This is a genomic window from Endozoicomonas sp. YOMI1 (assembly GCF_024606345.1).
In the GTDB taxonomy this organism is placed as follows: domain Bacteria; phylum Pseudomonadota; class Gammaproteobacteria; order Pseudomonadales; family Endozoicomonadaceae; genus Endozoicomonas.
Genome location: NZ_JAHHPM010000540.1, coordinates 1 through 17,039, shown reverse-complemented (window position 1 = coordinate 17,039; position 17,039 = coordinate 1). Strand labels below are relative to the sequence as shown.

Genomic DNA, 17,039 nt, shown 5'->3' with positions numbered 1-17,039 from the left:
CACCTCTCAACCTCAACGTTCTAAAGACAACAGTTGGTTTTAAGTCTAAGCTCTCCCGGGAGGCATTAAGCAATCCGGATCAAATTCAAATCCTCATTTCAATCCCCCGGGCAGCCATGTACTGCTTGGCTTCAGAAATAGAGTATTGCCCGAAATGGAAAATACTGGCGGCCAGTACCGCATCCGCTTTACCTTCTTTGATCCCTTCCACCAGGTGATCCAGATTTCCAGCGCCGCCGGATGCAATGACCGGAATACACACTGACTCCGAGATAGCCCTGGTGACGCCCAGGTCGTAGCCATTTTTGACACCGTCCTGATCCATACTGGTTAGCAGTATTTCACCGGCTCCGAGGTTTTCCATTTTCAGCACCCACTGGACAGCATCAAGGCCGGTAGGCTTTCGCCCTCCATGGGTAAATATCTCCCAGCGATCTGGCTCACCGGGCTGGCTCACTTTTTTGGCGTCAATAGCCACAACAATACATTGCGAGCCAAAACGGTCAGCAGCTTCCTGAACAAATTCAGGATTGAAAACCGCTGCGGTGTTGATGCTGACTTTATCCGCACCCGCATTAAGCATGGTGCGGATATCTTCCACTTTGCGAATACCACCGCCAACAGTCAGCGGGATAAATACTTCACTGGCCATACGTTCAACCGTATGCACCGTTGTCTCCCGCTCCTCATGACTGGCGGTAATATCGAGAAAGGTTATCTCATCAGCTCCCGCTTCGTTATAACGACGGGCAACTTCCACCGGGTCACCAGCATCCCGAATGTCGACAAACTGAACGCCTTTAACCACCCGCCCATTTTCGACATCGAGACAGGGAATTATTCTTTTAGCCAGCCCCATGACTTCAACCTTTCCAAACGCTTGTTAATTGACCAGGCGCAGCGACATTGGGTAGCGGTAAAAATCACCACTACCCGCCTTCATGGCTGCTCTGACCATGAACACCAGAACCACTATGATGATCACTGGCAACAGTGGCAATAATAGAAATCCTACCAGCATGAACTTGAGGATAACCCAGAGAGTAGCCAGCAGTGTGATGGTGATCTGAAAGTTCAGGGACTCTCTGCCATGGTGCTCAATATAGAGTGACTTGTCCCGCTTCATCAGCCAGATCACCAGCGGTATGGCAATATTCAACCCCGGAACCATAAAACCCAACAAGGGCAGAAGATGCGCCAGCACGGCCATATTTTTATCGTCCCGTTTAATATCGGGCCTGTTCATGGGGGGAATACCATAATCATTCATCGTAGTAGCTTTGAGCCTCGGACAGACTGAGTGTCCCTTCGTAAATAGCACGACCGGTAATCGCACCGGCAATCCCTTCCCCGGCAACCGCTTTGAGAGCACGTATATCATCCATGTTGGTGATACCACCGGAAGCAATCACAGGAATCGCCATGCTGTTGGCCAATTGCCGGGTTGCTGCAACATTGACCCCCTGCATCATGCCATCCCGGGCAATATCGGTATAGATGATGGCCGAGACACCATCCTGCTCAAACTGACGTGCAAGGGCAACAGCCCGGGTGTCGGTGACTTTTGCCCAACCATCCGTAGCAACCCAACCATCACGGGCATCAATACCCACGATCACATGGCTGGGAAACTTCTGGCAGGCTTCCCTGACAAAATCGGGGTCGGTTACCGCTTTAGTACCAATAATCACCCAGGAAACACCAGAATCCAGATAGGCTTCTATTGTCGCCAGATCACGAATGCCCCCACCAATCTGCACGGGCAAATCAGGGTATTTTGCGGTAATACCGCGAACCGCATCAGCATTCAGAGGCTTGCCGACAAACGCCCCATTCAGGTCGACCAGGTGAAGTCGGCGACAACCGGCATCAACCCACCGGCTGGCCATGGCAACCGGGTCATCACCAAAGACCGTGGCATCATCCATTGCCCCCTGACGCAGTCGGACACAGGCACCATCTTTCAAATCGATTGCAGGAATGATTAACATCGTTTTGGCTTCCAGTTCAGGGCTTCCATGTTAAAAAGTTTTCGAGCAGTTGCAGTCCATTGGCGGCACTTTTTTCAGGGTGGAACTGCACAGCAACCATATTCTCATGGGCGAGGGCGACATCGAAACCCAGACCGTAGTCACTTTTACCCACCACCATCGCTGCACTGGCAAGACGGGCATAGTAGCTGTGTACGAAATAGAACCGGGCATTGTCGTCAACCCCATGCCAGAGAGGATGGGATGGCTCAACCTGCCTGACCGGGCTCCAGCCCATATGGGGGACTTTTAATCGAGAGCCTTGACTATCCCGAAGGTCTTTTCCAAAGAACTTTACCTCACCTGACAACAGGCCAAGGCATTCAACCCCACCATTCTCCTCACTATGATCGAGCAGAACCTGCATACCAACACAAATACCCAGCAAGGGCCGGGTGGCTACCACTTCCCGAACCACTTCATCAACGCCATGGCGCCGTATTTCCGCCATACAGTCACGGATTGCCCCAACGCCGGGAAGTACCGCCTTATCGGCAGCCAGTATCTGCCCGGGATCGGAGGTAACAATGATTCGGGTATTCGCCTCTGCAACATGTTCCAGTGCTTTACTGACGGAGTGAAGGTTGCCCATCCCATAATCAATAACAGCGGCCGTCTTCATGGTTACAACGATCCTTTTGTAGAAGGCATCTGACCCGCCATGCGCGGATCCGGGGCGACTGCCATACGTAAGGCACGGCCAAAGGCTTTAAAGACGGTTTCTATTTGATGATGGGCGTTGCGTCCCCGCAGGTTATCAATATGCAGGGTAACACCGGCGTGATTAACGAAGCCCTGGAAGAATTCATAGAACAGGTCAACGTCAAAGCGACCGATCATTGCGCGGGTAAATTCAACATTAAACTCCAGACCGGGTCGCCCGGAGAAATCGATAACGACTCTGGACAGCGCCTCATCCAGGGGCACATAAGCATGCCCATAACGATACAGCCCTTTTTTATCACCAATAGCCCTGGCAAAGGCCTGCCCCAGGGTAATGCCAATATCCTCAACTGTATGGTGATCATCGATGTCATTATCACCAACAGCCTTAATATCAAGATCAATAAGGCCATGGCGGGCAATCTGATCCATCATATGGTCAAGAAAAGGCACCCCTGTATCAAACGAGGCCTTACCAGTACCATCCAGATTGATGGCCACACGAATCTGGGTTTCCAGAGTGTTTCTTTCAACACTCACCTTGCGCTCAGCCATGAACTTCTCCGGTTGGATTGTCATCTATTCTGTTTGCCGGGATATTATGGTGAGCATTATATAGAGACTGCTAACTGCCCGCTAGGAGGCTGTAAGAGGATATTCCTTATTGGGACCTAACCTGTTCATAAAGGTGACCTTCCAGATTTCCCAGAAGCTTATCCACCTGCTGCCTCTGGATTTGAGCCGGTTTTATTTTCAACGGGTGTAAACGGTCATTCACCCAATGTGATGACCAGTTCCAGGTCGTAGTCACACACTCACGGGCAAAGAATTTAAGACCAAACCGATCCGCCTGTTCAAGACACCCCGTGAGAAACTCATCCACATCGGACATCAGGATCGGATAGCTACCTGCGGGTTTGCTGCTGTATTTATTCTGCGTCTGATAGAGCCAGAACTGGCTATTTTTCGGGACTTCCCCGTTATTCATGGACGTTAATTGCCCTGGGTTTACCAGTACACGGCATGTCAGTTGCTGCTGGCGATCTATCGACTTAATCTTATTGGTTGGCATGGCAATCAACACACCATTAAATCGTCCGCCAACCAGTGGTATAACCCCCAGCTCGGTAACCTTTACAGTGTTATCCTGGCGGGTTCTGGTGTGCCACCCTCTTCTGAATCCATCAACCCATACCGGAACTTCAGGCTTAAACCCGATATTGGTTGATTTCCTGGCCTGTTCATAAAGCAGGCTACCATAACCGACGATGTACTGAGATTTTGCCTTATCAAACGCAGGGAAGCACTCATTGGCCATGCTAACGACAGGTGCTATGCATAAAATATTAAGTAACCCTATCATCCAAATTATATTGCCAGGTAATTTAAAAGCAGGGTAATTCACTTTCGACATTTTTTTTCCTCAACAACCTTTCACTAAATCTGAGGAGACCACCAACCTTTCTTTACACTATTAAAGACTGGTTTTTTAGATAATTTAATAATCAAAAAATGGATAAGCTCGCTTTTTTCAGACTCAAAAAGTACCAAAAAGTTAATACCCTTTGTTTTCCCGAAAAAAACAACTCTGCCGTTAACATAATAGCTCTCTTTATAAGAATCGAAATATTCACAAAAAAAATATTTAATAAAAAATTAATTTTTATAAGGGTTGATTTTGTTTACTAGTCAGGTATTGTTGAATTGAACAAAGAAGGATCTGATACCATGTCCGGTCGATTGTTGTTTAAGGAAAAACAACTCAGGCTTTGTGTCGTGGCCGCTCTGACGTCAATTGCTGCACCTGTTGCAGAGAGTCTCGTATTGCCGCCAAAGCCTCTGGCTTCGAATATTTCCTGGAACTGCCAGTCAGGCATAAATAATGACTGGCTATGCAACGGCATAAGCAGACAAGTTTATAAAACCGAATCTGCTCCACAGCATGCCGGATACTCCAGGCAGAAGCAGCCTGATGAACAACAGCTTTATGCTGAATCCCATAATTCATTATCCATTGAAGCTCGAAACTCAGAATCATTAGTAAGCATTCTGGACGCTCCGAGAGATCATTACGTGCTTCAATGGATGGCAGCAAAAGAGCGTGAACAGCTGGAGGCGCTAAAGCAGCGCTACCCGGTATTAAAAGACGCGACCATTGCTGAATACAAAAGATCAGGCACCGTCTGGTATGTGCTTCTGGATGGCCCATACCCAAGCCATATTGCCGCCATGGCGGAACTGGACTCACCGCCCAGATCCCATATGGCCAGAGAGCTTTATCCCTGGACAAGATCGCTGGCCAGTATTCATAAACTGGATATTATCAGACCAAAATACCCGGTAGAACAGCTGGCGGAAAGCTATCAGCCAGAATATCCTCCAGAGCTGTCCATGCGCGACAGCAATAATGCGCCTATTAACTACGATATTTCCTATAGTACGGAGAGTGCGGAGCAAGACCGCCAACGTTCACAATATCAACGGCAACCCCATTATAATCAGCAATCACAATCGGAAACACCGGTGATCCGTCGTAATAATGGCTACCCATCGGCTCAGGCAGCTTATGATAAAAGCCAACCTTCTGAAATGAATACTGTGTCTTATGGCAGTGAGTTCGATGGCAAAGCATACTCTGGCTTATCCAGTGATCAAAACTATCGGATTCTGCCAGAGCAAGCTAACCCTCAGGAAATGTATGTCAGTATCTCACCGGCCTATCGCAGTAGAATTCCTCAACAACCTACTCAGGGAAGTAGTGTCGACTATAACACTCCGAACATGCCTGTTTCACCGGCTCCTGAATACAGGAAACCCCAAGGTTATGAAGAGCCGGAACCATCCCGGACTTCAATGAATGTGCTGACTGCCAATCCGAAGAGTTATACGATTGAATGGATGAATGCCAGTAGAAAAGCATCGCTTGAAAGAGCAAGGCTTCGTTACAGCGAATTGAAAAATACCCAGATCATCCATTACCAGAGAAACAGCAGGAATCGCTATGCCCTGGTTAGTATGCTTTTTGTGAATCGTTCAGAGGCTCTGGACGCTCTGCTCACTCCCTCACTATCAAGAGTGTCAGCACGTTTCTCGCCAAAAGTCAGACAGGTTGGTTATTTGCAGTCCCTGGTCGGTTCAATCCCGCAGGCTACCCATGCGTGGGCCAATCCCGGGATAGAACCCTCTATTGATAAACGTCAATGGATTAGCCAGGATGACCCCGGTGATAAGACCTATATTGTCCATCGTGAAGATCTTAACCGACAGCCAGTGAAGGCAAGGTTAATGAGCTCAAACGACATCGGTACACCGGCAATACATCGACAAACGGTTGTTCATACGATGCCCAACAGAGATCAACCTCTCCAACCGGGTTCTCAGCAGGACAACAACTATAATCACTATGAACAGCCGGACAATCACAAACATGTGAATGCACTGCTGAACAGCCCTGACGACAGTTATACCATTCAGTGGTTCGCAGCCAGTAACCGGCAGACAATTGACAAGTTGAAACAGCGTTTCCCGGAGCTGGCTTCAGCGATCACTGTTCATGTTCAACGCAACCAGAAGGACTGGTATGTTCTGGTTCAAGGACAATACAGAAACAGTCAGGAAGCCATCAGGGCGCTGAAGTCCCCGGCAATGAAGAACATCGCCCTGATACTTCATCCATGGACCCGTCCGGTGAAATCACTGAAAAAGCTGCAAATCGCCAGCCTCTGAAGCTGTTCCCATTCCAGCAATAAACCTGTTTTACCCTTGATGACGTTAAGTATCAGGGTAAGATAGGTGCCTGTTACTTCAACTCTTCCAAACTTCAGATCCTGAGGCTTTCCATGAACCGCATTCTCAAGTCCATTGCCGTGCTTCTGGCGGCAGTGGTTCTGCTTGGTGTTATCGCTGCGGCACTGCTGCCACGCGTTATCGATCCCAACCAGTATCGCGATGAAATCACCCGGCTTGTCTATGACCAGTCGGGACTGAAAGTCAGCATTAACGGCCCTATTGGCTGGTCAATATTCCCCTGGGTTGGCCTTTCTCTTGAGGATGTATCCGTCGCAGGGGCCAATAGCTCACAACTGGCGCAACTGGGCTCCGCCGGAGTCAGCGTGAAGTTGATTCCCTTAATCAGTAAACGCATTGAAATGCAGACCCTTGAGCTGAAAGGGCTGGAATTAACGCTGGTCAAGAATACCAAAGGCAAGGGCAACTGGCAGGTCAGTGCGCCAAAGCCCACTGAACAACAGACGCCCAGGGGACAGGAGCCATCCCCGACGCCTGAGTCAGAACCAGTCTCATCGCCTGTCAGACTGGATATTGCCAGTGTCAATGTCAGTGGACTGCTGATCAGCTACGACGACCAGGTTTCCGGGCAGAAATACACTATTGACCAGGCCAGTTTAACCACAGGAGCCATCCGCAATCAGCAGCCTTTTGATTTTCAATTAAAAGCCCGCATCACCATTCCGGACCTCGTGGTAAATTCACTGATCAGTGGCAAGATGACGTTTAATCTGGAAGCGGGTCATTATGATATTCAAAATCTGAAAGTCAGTGCTACACCTGATGAAGAAAAAGGTGAAAGCCTGAGTATTGTGGGCAATGTTCAATATCAACAAACGCCCATGCTGGTTAAGGGCAACCTGGGCGTTGCAGAGTTTAACCTTGCCAATCTGCTGAACCAGATCAAGGTCCAGCTTCCTCCCATGGCTGACCCAAAAGCCTTGAACCGGCTATCTATTGACAGTCATTTCAGCACCAATGGTGAAAGCCTCACCGCAGATAAGCTGCAGCTCCAGCTGGATAGTTTTACCCTGGATGGCAATTTAAAAATGAACAGCATTGACCGGGGCGATATGCAGTTCAACTTTACCGGCAACGACCTCAATCTGGATAACTATCTCCCCCCCGCCACGGATAACGCAGAAGCCCCTGACCAAGAGCAGCCCGCCCAATCGGGCTCAGAAAAACCATCATCAGGTAAAGAATATCCTCTGATTCCGGAAGCCATGCTGCGCGGCCTTAATGTTGACGGCTCAATGAAGCTGGCCTCTCTCACCGTGGCCAAATTCATTTTTGAACAGCCGTCTGTGGCTATAAAAGCAGCCAAGGGTAGGCAGGAAGTAAATATTGGTTCCCGCTTTTATCAGGGCACTATTGATATGACGTCTAACCTGGATGTGCGTCGGTCAGGCAAGCCAAAAATGGCAGCATCGGCAGATCTGAAAAATATCAGCCTTGAAGCACTTTCAACAGCTATTCCTGATCTTGCCTCACTGCAAGGCGATGTGAATGCGGGTATGAAGGTTCATACACAGGGTCAATACGCCAGTGTTCTCACCAGAAACCTGAATGGCAACATTGAATTCAAGATTGATAAAGGCGTATTCACTGATGCCAATTTTGACAAAATGGTGTGTGAAGGCATTGCCAAAGTACGTAAGAAAGAGCTGAGAACCACGGATTGGGGATCATCAACCGAGTTTACCGACCTGAGCGGCAGTTTCGTCATCAAAAACGGTGTTGCTACAAACGACAATCTGATTGCAGCGCTCGCTTATATGAACCTGAAAGGTGATGGCTACGTAAATCTTGTTGATCGACAACTGGACTATCATATGGGCCTCAACATCCGTGGGGAAGAAGTGCCAGACAGTGATCCTGCCTGTCAGATCAACAAGGAGTATGTCAATGTCACCTGGCCTGTCCGTTGCCACGGTGACCTTGGTGCCCTGAAATGTGGCATTGATGTAAGGCGACTGACTGAAACCATTACGGAGATTGCAGAAAACCGCCTTAAGAAGAAGATAGAAGACAAAGTACAGGGACCGGTTAAAGATCTGCTCAAGGGCTTCTTCAAATAATATTTCTGCTCTCAGCTACTTTAACGCGATCGGCCAGCAGGCTGATCGCAAATTTGTTGTTTGTAATTTAATGACTAAAAAAGACCCATATACAGACCGTACTTTTAGCCAGAGACTCCTGGACTGGTTCGATACACATGGCCGTAAACACCTGCCATGGCAGCAAAATAAAACGCCTTATCGCGTCTGGATCAGTGAGATCATGCTGCAGCAGACACAGGTAACGACTGTCATTCCCTACTACCAAAAGTTTATGGCGCGATTTCCAGAAGTCACTGATCTTGCGGTAGCCAGTGAAGATGAAGTACTCCATTTCTGGAGTGGACTCGGTTATTACAGTCGCGCAAGAAACCTGCATAAAGCCGCAAAAAAAGTGATGAGTGACTTCTCAGGAGCATTTCCCCGCTCAGTTGAACAGCTTATGGCGCTTCCGGGCATTGGCCGATCCACAGCGGGAGCCATTGCTTCCATTAGCATGGGGATCAGGGCTCCCATTATGGATGGCAATGTAAAAAGAGTACTTACCCGCTACTTCGCCATCCCCGGCTGGCCTGGACAGACACGTGTCGCCAATGCGCTGTGGGAGATTGCTGAAAAGCTGACACCTGAGTGTCGAACAGGTGATTACACTCAGGTGATGATGGATCTGGGGGCAACGGTTTGCACAAGAAGTAAACCCGCCTGCCAGGTTTGTCCGCTGGAAGCTGACTGTATAGCGTACAAAACAGGCCAGCAGAGGCTGTTTCCGGAATCAAAGCCAAAACAGGAAAAACCGGAAAAGTCGGTCATTATGCTGATGGTCGTGAATCAGTACGGCGAAGTTCTGCTTGAAAAACGCCCACCGTCTGGCATTTGGGGAGGACTCTGGAGCTTTCCCGAGATTTCAGATCCTGACCAGATTATCGAGCAGGCGCTTGAGAAGACAGGCCTGTTACTGACAGAATTCGATACATGGTCGTCTTTTCGTCATACCTTCAGCCACTACCACCTGGACATTACCCCGGCACTGAGTTTTGTTGAATATCCGGGACAAACCAATACGGTAATAAAAGACCATGAAAGCTATTACTGGTTTGCACTGGATCAATCACCTGAATTGGGATTGGCGGCACCGGTAAAGAAACTGTTACAAAAAGTAGAAAATGCATTGTAAGCCGCCTTGCCTGTCAGTTTTATTGGCTATGAACATTCCTTTTGAGATGGAGATGATTAAACTTTGCTAGTGCAGCTAAGCACTCATATACATTATGTATAGAAGTTTCAGCTCTATGGTATAACCCATTGGTTGAGGAAACTGAAGAATGATTGGTTTCAAATGTGAGACATTCCATAAAAAAATACTGGTAATTGCCATTTCTACAGTAATCTCAACATTAACCCAAAATAGCTATGCTGGAAATGAAACTGAAGGCACTGGAACTGCATCCAATGATTATAAAGAAACTCAAAAAAACTCCCCGGCAGGTCCAGACGCGCACAATGAAGCACTTAATGAAGCCAGTGGTGAAATTCATACAGCCTCCCCAAACCTTAACTATATCCACAACAGTGACACGCCGGTAAACCTGCGGGGCAGCAAAACCAGAAATGACGAACTAACCGTTAAGGGTGGTTCTGCAGAAACCGTACAGACCGTTTCAAGTTCAGCGCTGCAACATGGTTTCTCCACTCTGAATCTTCATGGAGTGGCAGCACCGGTGGCGCTTCCCGCTGACCTTGAGTCGTTGAAACTCACCAGCACCCTGCCCATTGGTCGTGTTTATGCTGTCAGTGTTGATAACCTGGAGAAAGAAAGAGCAGACAAAGCCCAGGAGATACCTAATCCCACTTTTATGCCGTATTCAGTCAGGAAGCCGCAAAGCGCAGCATTAAAAACTGACATCCACGAAGCAGCCAGTGCAGCCAATATTCTTTTCTCTGATAAGGTGCCAGAGGGCAAAGGAGTACTGGCAACCAACGTTACTGAAGACTATGAAAGGGTATATGTAAATTCCAGAGGAACGCTGGGTGAGGTCAACCTATCACCATTACAGAGCCGACCATCATTCATCATAAGGCTGATTGGTGTGAATGGCCATCTCCATTTTTTGGCAGATCGGATGGCTATCGTTTCCAGCTCATCAGACAGTAGTCGTGCAGAGGTACCGGAATCATCACCTGCATTGCATATTCGTCAGGGAGCCGTCGTTACCATCCCGTCTGAACTTAATATCGACGGTAACTATCAACAGGATGGTCGCCTGGTGCTGACAGAGCGAGATCCGGACGCGGCAAGGTTTGTACCGTTAACGGATGGAGCGATACCGCAAGTCCCGGTGGCGGCAGCCAAAATCCTTGATGACAGAATGTCTGGCAAACGAACCGGCATCAACGCCGGAGATATCTTCTCTGCTGGCACTGCCTGGATTCAATACGAGTACAGCAAGGCAACACAGGATATTAAGGACGACGTACCGGGTTATCATGCCAGAACCAATGGCTTCTCCATGGGTGCAGATAACCCTCTGGAAGAGGATCAGAATACAGAAGTAGGCATTGCCTACACCTATGCAAAAGAAAAAGTAGAAGGGAAAGATGGCTCAAGCAGCAAAATTGACACGGATACTCATATCATCAGCCTTTACTCATCGTACCAGGAAGATGATTTTTTCTTTGATGGTCGAATGAGTTATTCCTCAGGCAAGAATAAAGGGCACCGCTACGTTGATGGTCACCTGCACGATGCAAAATACGATACCCGGAGCTGGGGGGTAGGCATGGTAGCGGGCCACACTTACCCCCTGGGATATGAGTGGAGCTGGCAGCCTCAGGTAGCCTTGAATTATTACACCATCAAAACCGACGGTTATACCGAGTCTGGCAGAGATCCTGCTCAATCACACTTATCTTACGATCAGGTCAATAATGGCAAATATGACATTATGGAGCTGGGTGCTGGCCTGAAGTTGATTGGAGAAATTAATACCCATGCAATGGTGATCAAACCAGAGCTTGGGCTGATGGGCTTGCACGATTTCAAAAAAGATCCGATTGCTATCACTGCGCACTTTGCCGCAGGTGGTGAACACTTCCGGATCAATGGCGCTGACAGAGATAACAATCGCTATCAATTTGATGCAAGCATGAATGTGGAAATTCAGGGCAATACCACCATTACCTTTCGTTACCTACACCATTGGACAGATAATTTCAAAGTCGATGGGTGTATTGCCAGGGTTCGTTATAACTTCTAGAAACCGTCTCCATTTTCCTCAAGCCGATTTTTTGTTGTCATCATTCTGTCCCGCAGGAGGCACATTACGAAATCAGGCACTCTATAGAATGCATCAAGCCTGCCATTGTGCCCTCCTTTGTGTGTTGTTACATAGTCAATAGCTTCTTTTGCGGTTGCAAAGCTGAGTAGTCCCTGACCATTGGGTGATGTGTAAAAGTCTCGACTTCTGCTGAAATTGTGAGGGTCATAGACCATATATTCGAAAGTGCCATCTGATTTTCTGTTTCGATAGACACCAAAAGAGTGTTCAGGCTGGCCAAGTATGGCTGTTGATGAGTAGTCCCAGTCTGTTTCCAAAATATCCTTACGCTTGCATATTTTGAAACCTTCTACGTTTCTTCTTGCTTCTTGGAGATTTCGCACACCGTCAGACCGCTCTTCCTTCAGAAAAAACGGGTAGTCTGATGGTTTATCGACGTTGCAAACCAAAATTTCCATTAATATATCGCACAAAGGATAATGGCGATCAGACAACCACTGTCTCACATCGTGTGCATTGTCTCTGGTGCTGATCATTTCTTCTAAAAAAGCGACCACGGCCATAAAAGAAAATTTATAGCCTGTGGCCTGGTAAAGCGCCATTCTCAGTGAATCAAAACCACAACTCCATGAACTGCGTATCTTTCTATCTCTACTGATAGAAGCGCCTATACCAAACTTGGTATTCTTGTAGGGTTGGTAAACATTACCCTCTTTATCTATGGCCTTGAGTTCTTGTAAATAATAGCCAGTCTTTCTTGAGCTATTATCTGAATATCCGGGGAACCCCCCCCCCTCCGGTTGTTGATCCGTCTGGATTTTCACTGAACGAACCAATACGCACCAGCTTCTGCTGGCCAGTCTGTCTATCAACCACCAGAAGCACTTCTTCCATCGAGTATGCTAGTTCACCGGTTTTACAGGTTGGGGCTTCGTGGGCAATAGTCATCAAATATTTCGATAAAACATTATGATTTTTATTATTAAATGCGATATGATCAACTGGATATGTCCTAATCTCTTCGCATGTAACCCCAGCGCCTGCAACCCACGAATCCCCAGCTGCTCCTCTCATCTCTCTATAAGCTTGATTCACAAATGGTAGTGTCGGCGTTCCGCCTACAAATCTAACTCGAGTTGTATCTGTTTCGTTTAAGGAAAATGAGAATGGCGAATTCACCCGTACCCGTTGCGGTTGGGGCAATGGGGGAGGACTGCCTGCTGTTGATGATGGGGTAGGACTGCCTGCTGTTGCCGATTTTCGGGAAGTATCTTGTGCGTGGGATATATCGTATTCAGCCAATGCCCGTGAAACGGGTTCTGTAAACCAGGCGTTGGGATGACGTATCATCACAGGCTCGGCATCTCTCAATGTGACGGTGTATTTGCTAAAAATCGCTTTAATCGCCCCGGCTATGGTTTTAGCCGTACGGGCAAGGATAAAACTGTCATCGTGCTTGTTCCAACAGTAAGACATGGCATTTAAAACGCCCAGTTCGACTGAACTCATATAAACCTCCTTTCTTATTCTGAAAACCTTTATCTTATAAGACAGAAAAACTGTCTATTAGTTCAACAATAAATTTATGAGAATGAATGTGTAGCGCACAAATACAGGGTAAACTGATCGACGGTAAATTCGGGTAGGCTGATAATGCGACGATGCTGGAAAATAGCAGCTGCATTCTCAGTACATCAAAACCGCAACTTCACGCATCGCCAACATCATTGTGATCATGGTTGCCCCCAACAAACTTGGTCTGGGCATAGGGAAAGTAATCATTGCCATTTTTGTCTTTAACTTTGAGATTTTTTAAATAAAGGCCTGCTCTGGTTGAGCTTACCCCTGAATATCCGGAGAAACCGCCTCCCCTCCAGTTGTTGATCCATCTGCTGCTTCACAGAACGAACCAATACGCACCAGCTTCCTCCACCAATTCTCTCTATCAATCACATGAAATACTTCTTCAATCGAGTAACCTTCACCGGTTGGGTGAGGAACAGCTATCTGATATTTAGATATAACATAATGATTTTTATTGCCAAATGCGATATCGTCTACCTCATCTTTCTTCACAGCTCTGCATATAACCTTGGCGTTTTCGACCCACAATTCCCCAGCAGCCGCTCTCATCTTTTTATAGACGTTACTCACATCTACTACTGTCGGGTATTCTCCGCTTACAAATTGAATCCGTGTTGCATCCGTTTCTTTTAAGGAAAATGACAATGGTGAATTCACCCGTGCCCGTTGCGGTTGGGGCAATGGGGGAGGACTGCCTGCTGTTGCTGATGGGGGAGGACTGCCGTTTGTTGCTGATGGGGGAGGACTGCCTGCTGTTGCCGGTTGTCGGGAAGTGTCCGGTGCGTGGGATATACTGTATTCAACCAATGCTCGTCCCACCGGTTCTGCAAACCAGGCGGACGGATGGCGTTCCATCAAAGGCTTGGCATCTTTTAGCAATTCTACGGTGAATTTACTAAAAGTCGCTTTCACTGCCCCGGCGATAGCTTTCACCGCACGGGCAAGGAAGAAACTATCATCGTGCTTGTGCCAGCAGTAAGACATGGCACTCAAAGCGCCCAGTTCGACTGAACTCATATGAAACCTCATTTCTTATTCTGAAAACTTTTATCTATTCAGACAGAAAAACTGTCTATTAGTTCAACAATAGATTCATGAGAGTGAATGTGCAGCGCACAAATACAGGGTAAACTGATCGACGGTAAATCATTCGGGAGCACCACAGGGATGAATAACCTTGATGGCGAACACTTTAACAATACCTACTCACGCTTGCCGGACTGCTTTTACACAAGGCTGGACCCAACACCTCTGGAGAACCCGAGACTGGTTGCCTATAGCGCATCAGCGGGCCAGCTGCTTAACCTTGAAGACACACAGGAAACCCGGGGGCAACTGACACTGATCGGTTCCGGAAACCGTGCATGGCCCGGTTCAGAACCGCTGGCCATGGTTTATTCCGGCCATCAGTTTGGTGCCTATAATCCCCAACTGGGTGATGGCCGAGGGCTGTTGCTGGGAGAACTGGTCAATACCCGGGGAGAAAAGTGGGACCTGCATTTGAAAGGTGCCGGGCAAACCCCTTACTCCCGGTTTGGTGATGGCAGAGCCGTTCTGCGCTCCTGCATCCGGGAATATCTCGCCTCAGAAGCACTCCACCATTTGGGCATTCCGACGACCCGCGCCCTGTGCGTGGTCACCAGTGATACGCCGGTTTATCGGGAAACCACGGAAGCTGGCTCAACATTGCTCAGACTGGCCAGAAGCCATATCCGCTTCGGTCACTTTGAATACTGCTTTTACAACAAACGATATGAAGCCTTAAAAGAGCTGGCTGATTACACCATTGAACACCACTTTCATGAACTTGAAGGAATGGAAGCAGTAGCTGGCAATGACAAAGGGTATCAGCTGTTTTATGCAGAAGTCGTTCATCGTACCGCAAGCTTAATTGCCCGGTGGCAGGCCGCAGGTTTTGCCCACGGCGTTATGAATACTGACAATATGAGCATTATCGGGGATACCTTTGATTATGGCCCCTATGGTTTTATGGACGATTTTAACTGGCACTACATCTGCAACCACTCTGACCACTCCGGTCGCTATGCCTTCAGCCAGCAACCTGACATTGGCTACTGGAACTGTGGCAGGCTTGGCCAGGCATTGGTTCCGCTGTTTGATGATGTTGAGTTAATCCAGAAAGCGCTGGATCAATACCCACAAATCTACACCCAAGCCTATACCCGATTGATGCTCGACAAGCTGGGGCTGGTGGCAAAAGAGGAGGAAGACGCAGAACTGGTTCGCGATCTGCTTCAGCTATTGCATGACAGTCACTGTGATTACACATTATTCTTCCGAACCCTCAGCAGCTTTCCTTCGGAACAGCCTGGTAAACAATTAGAGCCGTTAGTTAACCACCCATCACTTGCCCCCTGGTTGGATACCTATAAGGAAAGGCTCAGGAGAAATCCTCTGGATGATCAGACCCGCCAGAAACGAATGAAACAAGTAAACCCGAAATTTATTCTCAGAAACTATCTGGCACAACAGGCGATCGAAAAGGCAGAGAAGGGTGACTACCAGGAAATTGAAAACCTGATGAACGTACTGGTGTCTCCCTGCGATGAGCACCCTGACTTTGAGCACTATGCAGAGCAACCGCCTGAATGGGGCAAAAAACTGGAAGTCAGCTGCTCTTCCTGAAGGGAAGCAATGTTTATCAGGCAGCTTTCCCGTTAAGATACCCTCAATCCACAGTAACTGAAGCAGTGAGATAACAATGGCCAGAATGATTCAATGCGTCAAACTGAAAAAAGAAGCGGAAGGCCTGATGGTTCCGCCACTACCCGGTCCAAAGGGGCAGTGGATCTTTGAGCACGTTTCCCAGGAAGCCTGGACTGAATGGCAGGCTCACCAGACCCGTCTGATCAATGAAAAGCACCTGAATCTGTTGGCACCTGAAGCCCGGCAATATCTTATGGAACAAATGGATAAATATTTCTCTGGCGAAGATATTGATGCCGCTGAAGGCTATGTGCCGGAAGATAACTAACCCTCTGCTGGCTATTCTCAGCAAACCTCAGGGCCCGGAACTCCTCAAAAACTGATGAGAAAAATTATTTGGCCATGCCTATCGTTCAGATAGCGATAGATATGGCGCATATGTAGAAGTCTCTGGATGTTTATCAATCATTGCTTATTTATTTTGTTGAGCTGCACAGTGCAACCATTGCGCCTGATACAGCAGAAGCTATCGTCAGGTTTGATAACCATTGATTTTTTGATACTCCCATAACAAAAAAGCCTTGAGCAAAGACTCAAGGCTTTTCTATATGGTGCCTAGGGGCGGAATCGAACCACCGACACGCGGATTTTCAATCCGCTGCTCTACCAACTGAGCTACCCAGGCGCTATTCATACAACAACGAAAACGACGTGCGAGGCGTATTAAACGGATTTCACCCTGGAGAGTCAAGTCATATATAAGTTTTTATGGTCAGTCGGTGAGTATGCAAGCTGGGGATCATCAAACCGTCGTTTATTAACCGTGTAAATCTTTGCATTTATACCAATTCAATATCAGCCCTGCAATTGATCCCAAACTTTCTGATCCCGCTCTGCAGTCCAGATTCTCGGCCAGTCAATAAGTAGTTGGCCAAATGGAATCGTATTTTTCTGGCTAAGTGGGCAGTTACTAT

15 protein-coding genes and 1 tRNA gene are annotated in these 17,039 nt (G+C 47.8%); 6 read left to right on the top strand and 10 right to left on the bottom strand.

Going from position 1 to position 17,039, the window contains the following annotated elements; translation table 11 throughout:
* Positions 1–85: 85 nt before the first annotated feature.
* From hisF to KDK15_RS19145, 6 genes are all read right to left on the bottom strand, one after another.
* Positions 86–859, bottom strand: a complete 774-nt coding sequence (hisF, locus tag KDK15_RS19170; RefSeq protein WP_257297001.1) for an imidazole glycerol phosphate synthase subunit HisF — start codon at positions 857–859, stop codon at positions 86–88.
* 24 nt (positions 860–883) lie between these two features.
* Positions 884–1,246: a DUF4870 domain-containing protein gene (locus tag KDK15_RS19165; protein WP_257297000.1), complete on the bottom strand. Its 363-nt coding sequence runs from the start codon at positions 1,244–1,246 to the stop codon at positions 884–886.
* 16 nt (positions 1,247–1,262) lie between these two features.
* On the bottom strand, positions 1,263–1,991 hold the full coding sequence (gene hisA, locus KDK15_RS19160) for a 1-(5-phosphoribosyl)-5-[(5-phosphoribosylamino)methylideneamino]imidazole-4-carboxamide isomerase (RefSeq protein WP_257296999.1): 729 nt from the start codon (positions 1,989–1,991) through the stop codon (positions 1,263–1,265).
* Positions 1,992–2,007: 16 nt separating this feature from the next.
* The gene (gene hisH / locus KDK15_RS19155) at positions 2,008–2,652 is read right to left on the bottom strand and encodes an imidazole glycerol phosphate synthase subunit HisH (protein WP_257296998.1); all 645 of its coding nucleotides are present in this window, start codon (positions 2,650–2,652) and stop codon (positions 2,008–2,010) included.
* A 2-nt stretch (positions 2,653–2,654) separates the two neighbouring features.
* The gene (hisB, locus tag KDK15_RS19150; RefSeq protein WP_257296997.1) at positions 2,655–3,248 is read right to left on the bottom strand and encodes an imidazoleglycerol-phosphate dehydratase HisB; all 594 of its coding nucleotides are present in this window, start codon (positions 3,246–3,248) and stop codon (positions 2,655–2,657) included.
* A 106-nt stretch (positions 3,249–3,354) separates the two neighbouring features.
* On the bottom strand, positions 3,355–4,011 hold the full coding sequence (locus tag KDK15_RS19145; RefSeq protein ID WP_257296996.1) for a hypothetical protein: 657 nt from the start codon (positions 4,009–4,011) through the stop codon (positions 3,355–3,357).
* A 386-nt stretch (positions 4,012–4,397) separates the two neighbouring features.
* Between KDK15_RS19145 and KDK15_RS19140 the strand changes: the two genes are divergently transcribed.
* The 4 genes from KDK15_RS19140 (at position 4,398) to KDK15_RS19125 (ending at position 11,793) form a co-directional block, all read left to right on the top strand.
* Positions 4,398–6,419 (top strand): SPOR domain-containing protein, encoded by a 2,022-nt coding sequence (locus KDK15_RS19140; RefSeq protein WP_257296995.1) that lies wholly within the window; start codon positions 4,398–4,400, stop codon positions 6,417–6,419.
* 113 nt (positions 6,420–6,532) lie between these two features.
* Positions 6,533–8,560: an AsmA family protein gene (locus KDK15_RS19135; RefSeq protein WP_257296994.1), complete on the top strand. Its 2,028-nt coding sequence runs from the start codon at positions 6,533–6,535 to the stop codon at positions 8,558–8,560.
* Between the two features lie 70 nt (positions 8,561–8,630).
* A complete protein-coding gene (gene mutY / locus KDK15_RS19130) occupies positions 8,631–9,713 on the top strand; it encodes an A/G-specific adenine glycosylase (protein ID WP_257296993.1) in 1,083 nt (360 codons plus the stop codon).
* Positions 9,714–9,861: 148 nt separating this feature from the next.
* Positions 9,862–11,793, top strand: coding sequence for an autotransporter outer membrane beta-barrel domain-containing protein (locus KDK15_RS19125; RefSeq protein WP_257296992.1), 1,932 nt, complete (start codon positions 9,862–9,864; stop codon positions 11,791–11,793).
* Here the strand turns inward: KDK15_RS19125 and KDK15_RS19120 are convergent.
* The 3 genes from KDK15_RS19120 to KDK15_RS19110 all read right to left on the bottom strand — a co-directional run bounded on the left by KDK15_RS19120 (position 11,790) and on the right by KDK15_RS19110 (position 14,415).
* Positions 11,790–12,638 carry a hypothetical protein gene (locus tag KDK15_RS19120; RefSeq protein ID WP_257296991.1) on the bottom strand — a complete coding sequence of 283 codons (849 nt, stop codon included), beginning with the start codon at positions 12,636–12,638 and terminating at the stop codon, positions 11,790–11,792. The two genes, KDK15_RS19125 and KDK15_RS19120, sit on opposite strands and share 4 nt — an antisense overlap.
* Positions 12,580–13,323, bottom strand: a complete 744-nt coding sequence (locus KDK15_RS19115) for a hypothetical protein (RefSeq protein ID WP_257296990.1) — start codon at positions 13,321–13,323, stop codon at positions 12,580–12,582. The genes KDK15_RS19120 and KDK15_RS19115 overlap by 59 nt, the downstream gene beginning before the upstream one ends.
* A 330-nt stretch (positions 13,324–13,653) precedes the next feature.
* Positions 13,654–14,415 carry a hypothetical protein gene (locus KDK15_RS19110; protein WP_257296989.1) on the bottom strand — a complete coding sequence of 254 codons (762 nt, stop codon included), beginning with the start codon at positions 14,413–14,415 and terminating at the stop codon, positions 13,654–13,656.
* Positions 14,416–14,502: 87 nt separating this feature from the next.
* Here KDK15_RS19110 and KDK15_RS19105 point away from each other — a divergent pair, with 87 nt between their 5' ends.
* Positions 14,503–16,044 carry a YdiU family protein gene (locus KDK15_RS19105; RefSeq protein WP_257296988.1) on the top strand — a complete coding sequence of 514 codons (1,542 nt, stop codon included), beginning with the start codon at positions 14,503–14,505 and terminating at the stop codon, positions 16,042–16,044.
* A 76-nt stretch (positions 16,045–16,120) separates the two neighbouring features.
* Positions 16,121–16,393, top strand: a complete 273-nt coding sequence (locus tag KDK15_RS19100) for an oxidative damage protection protein (protein WP_101746174.1) — start codon at positions 16,121–16,123, stop codon at positions 16,391–16,393.
* Between the two features lie 281 nt (positions 16,394–16,674).
* Here KDK15_RS19100 and KDK15_RS19095 read toward each other — a convergent pair.
* Positions 16,675–16,750: transfer RNA gene (locus KDK15_RS19095), tRNA-Phe, on the bottom strand.
* Between the last annotated feature and the right edge of the window lie 289 nt (positions 16,751–17,039).

What these genes read in the sequence shown, in the direction of transcription:
- hisF (WP_257297001.1), bottom strand. Translation starts at nt 859, where the DNA reads ATGGGGCTGGCTAAAAGAATAATTCCCTGTCTCGATGTCGAAAATGGG.
- KDK15_RS19165 (WP_257297000.1), bottom strand. Translation starts at nt 1,246, where the DNA reads ATGAACAGGCCCGATATTAAACGGGACGATAAAAATATGGCCGTGCTG.
- hisA (WP_257296999.1), bottom strand. Translation starts at nt 1,991, where the DNA reads ATGTTAATCATTCCTGCAATCGATTTGAAAGATGGTGCCTGTGTCCGA.
- hisH (WP_257296998.1), bottom strand. Translation starts at nt 2,652, where the DNA reads ATGAAGACGGCCGCTGTTATTGATTATGGGATGGGCAACCTTCACTCC.
- hisB (WP_257296997.1), bottom strand. Translation starts at nt 3,248, where the DNA reads ATGGCTGAGCGCAAGGTGAGTGTTGAAAGAAACACTCTGGAAACCCAG.
- KDK15_RS19145 (WP_257296996.1), bottom strand. Translation starts at nt 4,011, where the DNA reads ATGGCCAATGAGTGCTTCCCTGCGTTTGATAAGGCAAAATCTCAGTAC.
- KDK15_RS19135 (WP_257296994.1), top strand. Translation starts at nt 6,533, where the DNA reads ATGAACCGCATTCTCAAGTCCATTGCCGTGCTTCTGGCGGCAGTGGTT.
- mutY (WP_257296993.1), top strand. Translation starts at nt 8,631, where the DNA reads ATGACTAAAAAAGACCCATATACAGACCGTACTTTTAGCCAGAGACTC.
- KDK15_RS19125 (WP_257296992.1), top strand. Translation starts at nt 9,862, where the DNA reads ATGATTGGTTTCAAATGTGAGACATTCCATAAAAAAATACTGGTAATT.
- KDK15_RS19115 (WP_257296990.1), bottom strand. Translation starts at nt 13,323, where the DNA reads ATGAGTTCAGTCGAACTGGGCGTTTTAAATGCCATGTCTTACTGTTGG.
- KDK15_RS19110 (WP_257296989.1), bottom strand. Translation starts at nt 14,415, where the DNA reads ATGAGTTCAGTCGAACTGGGCGCTTTGAGTGCCATGTCTTACTGCTGG.
- KDK15_RS19105 (WP_257296988.1), top strand. Translation starts at nt 14,503, where the DNA reads ATGTGCAGCGCACAAATACAGGGTAAACTGATCGACGGTAAATCATTC.
- KDK15_RS19100 (WP_101746174.1), top strand. Translation starts at nt 16,121, where the DNA reads ATGGCCAGAATGATTCAATGCGTCAAACTGAAAAAAGAAGCGGAAGGC.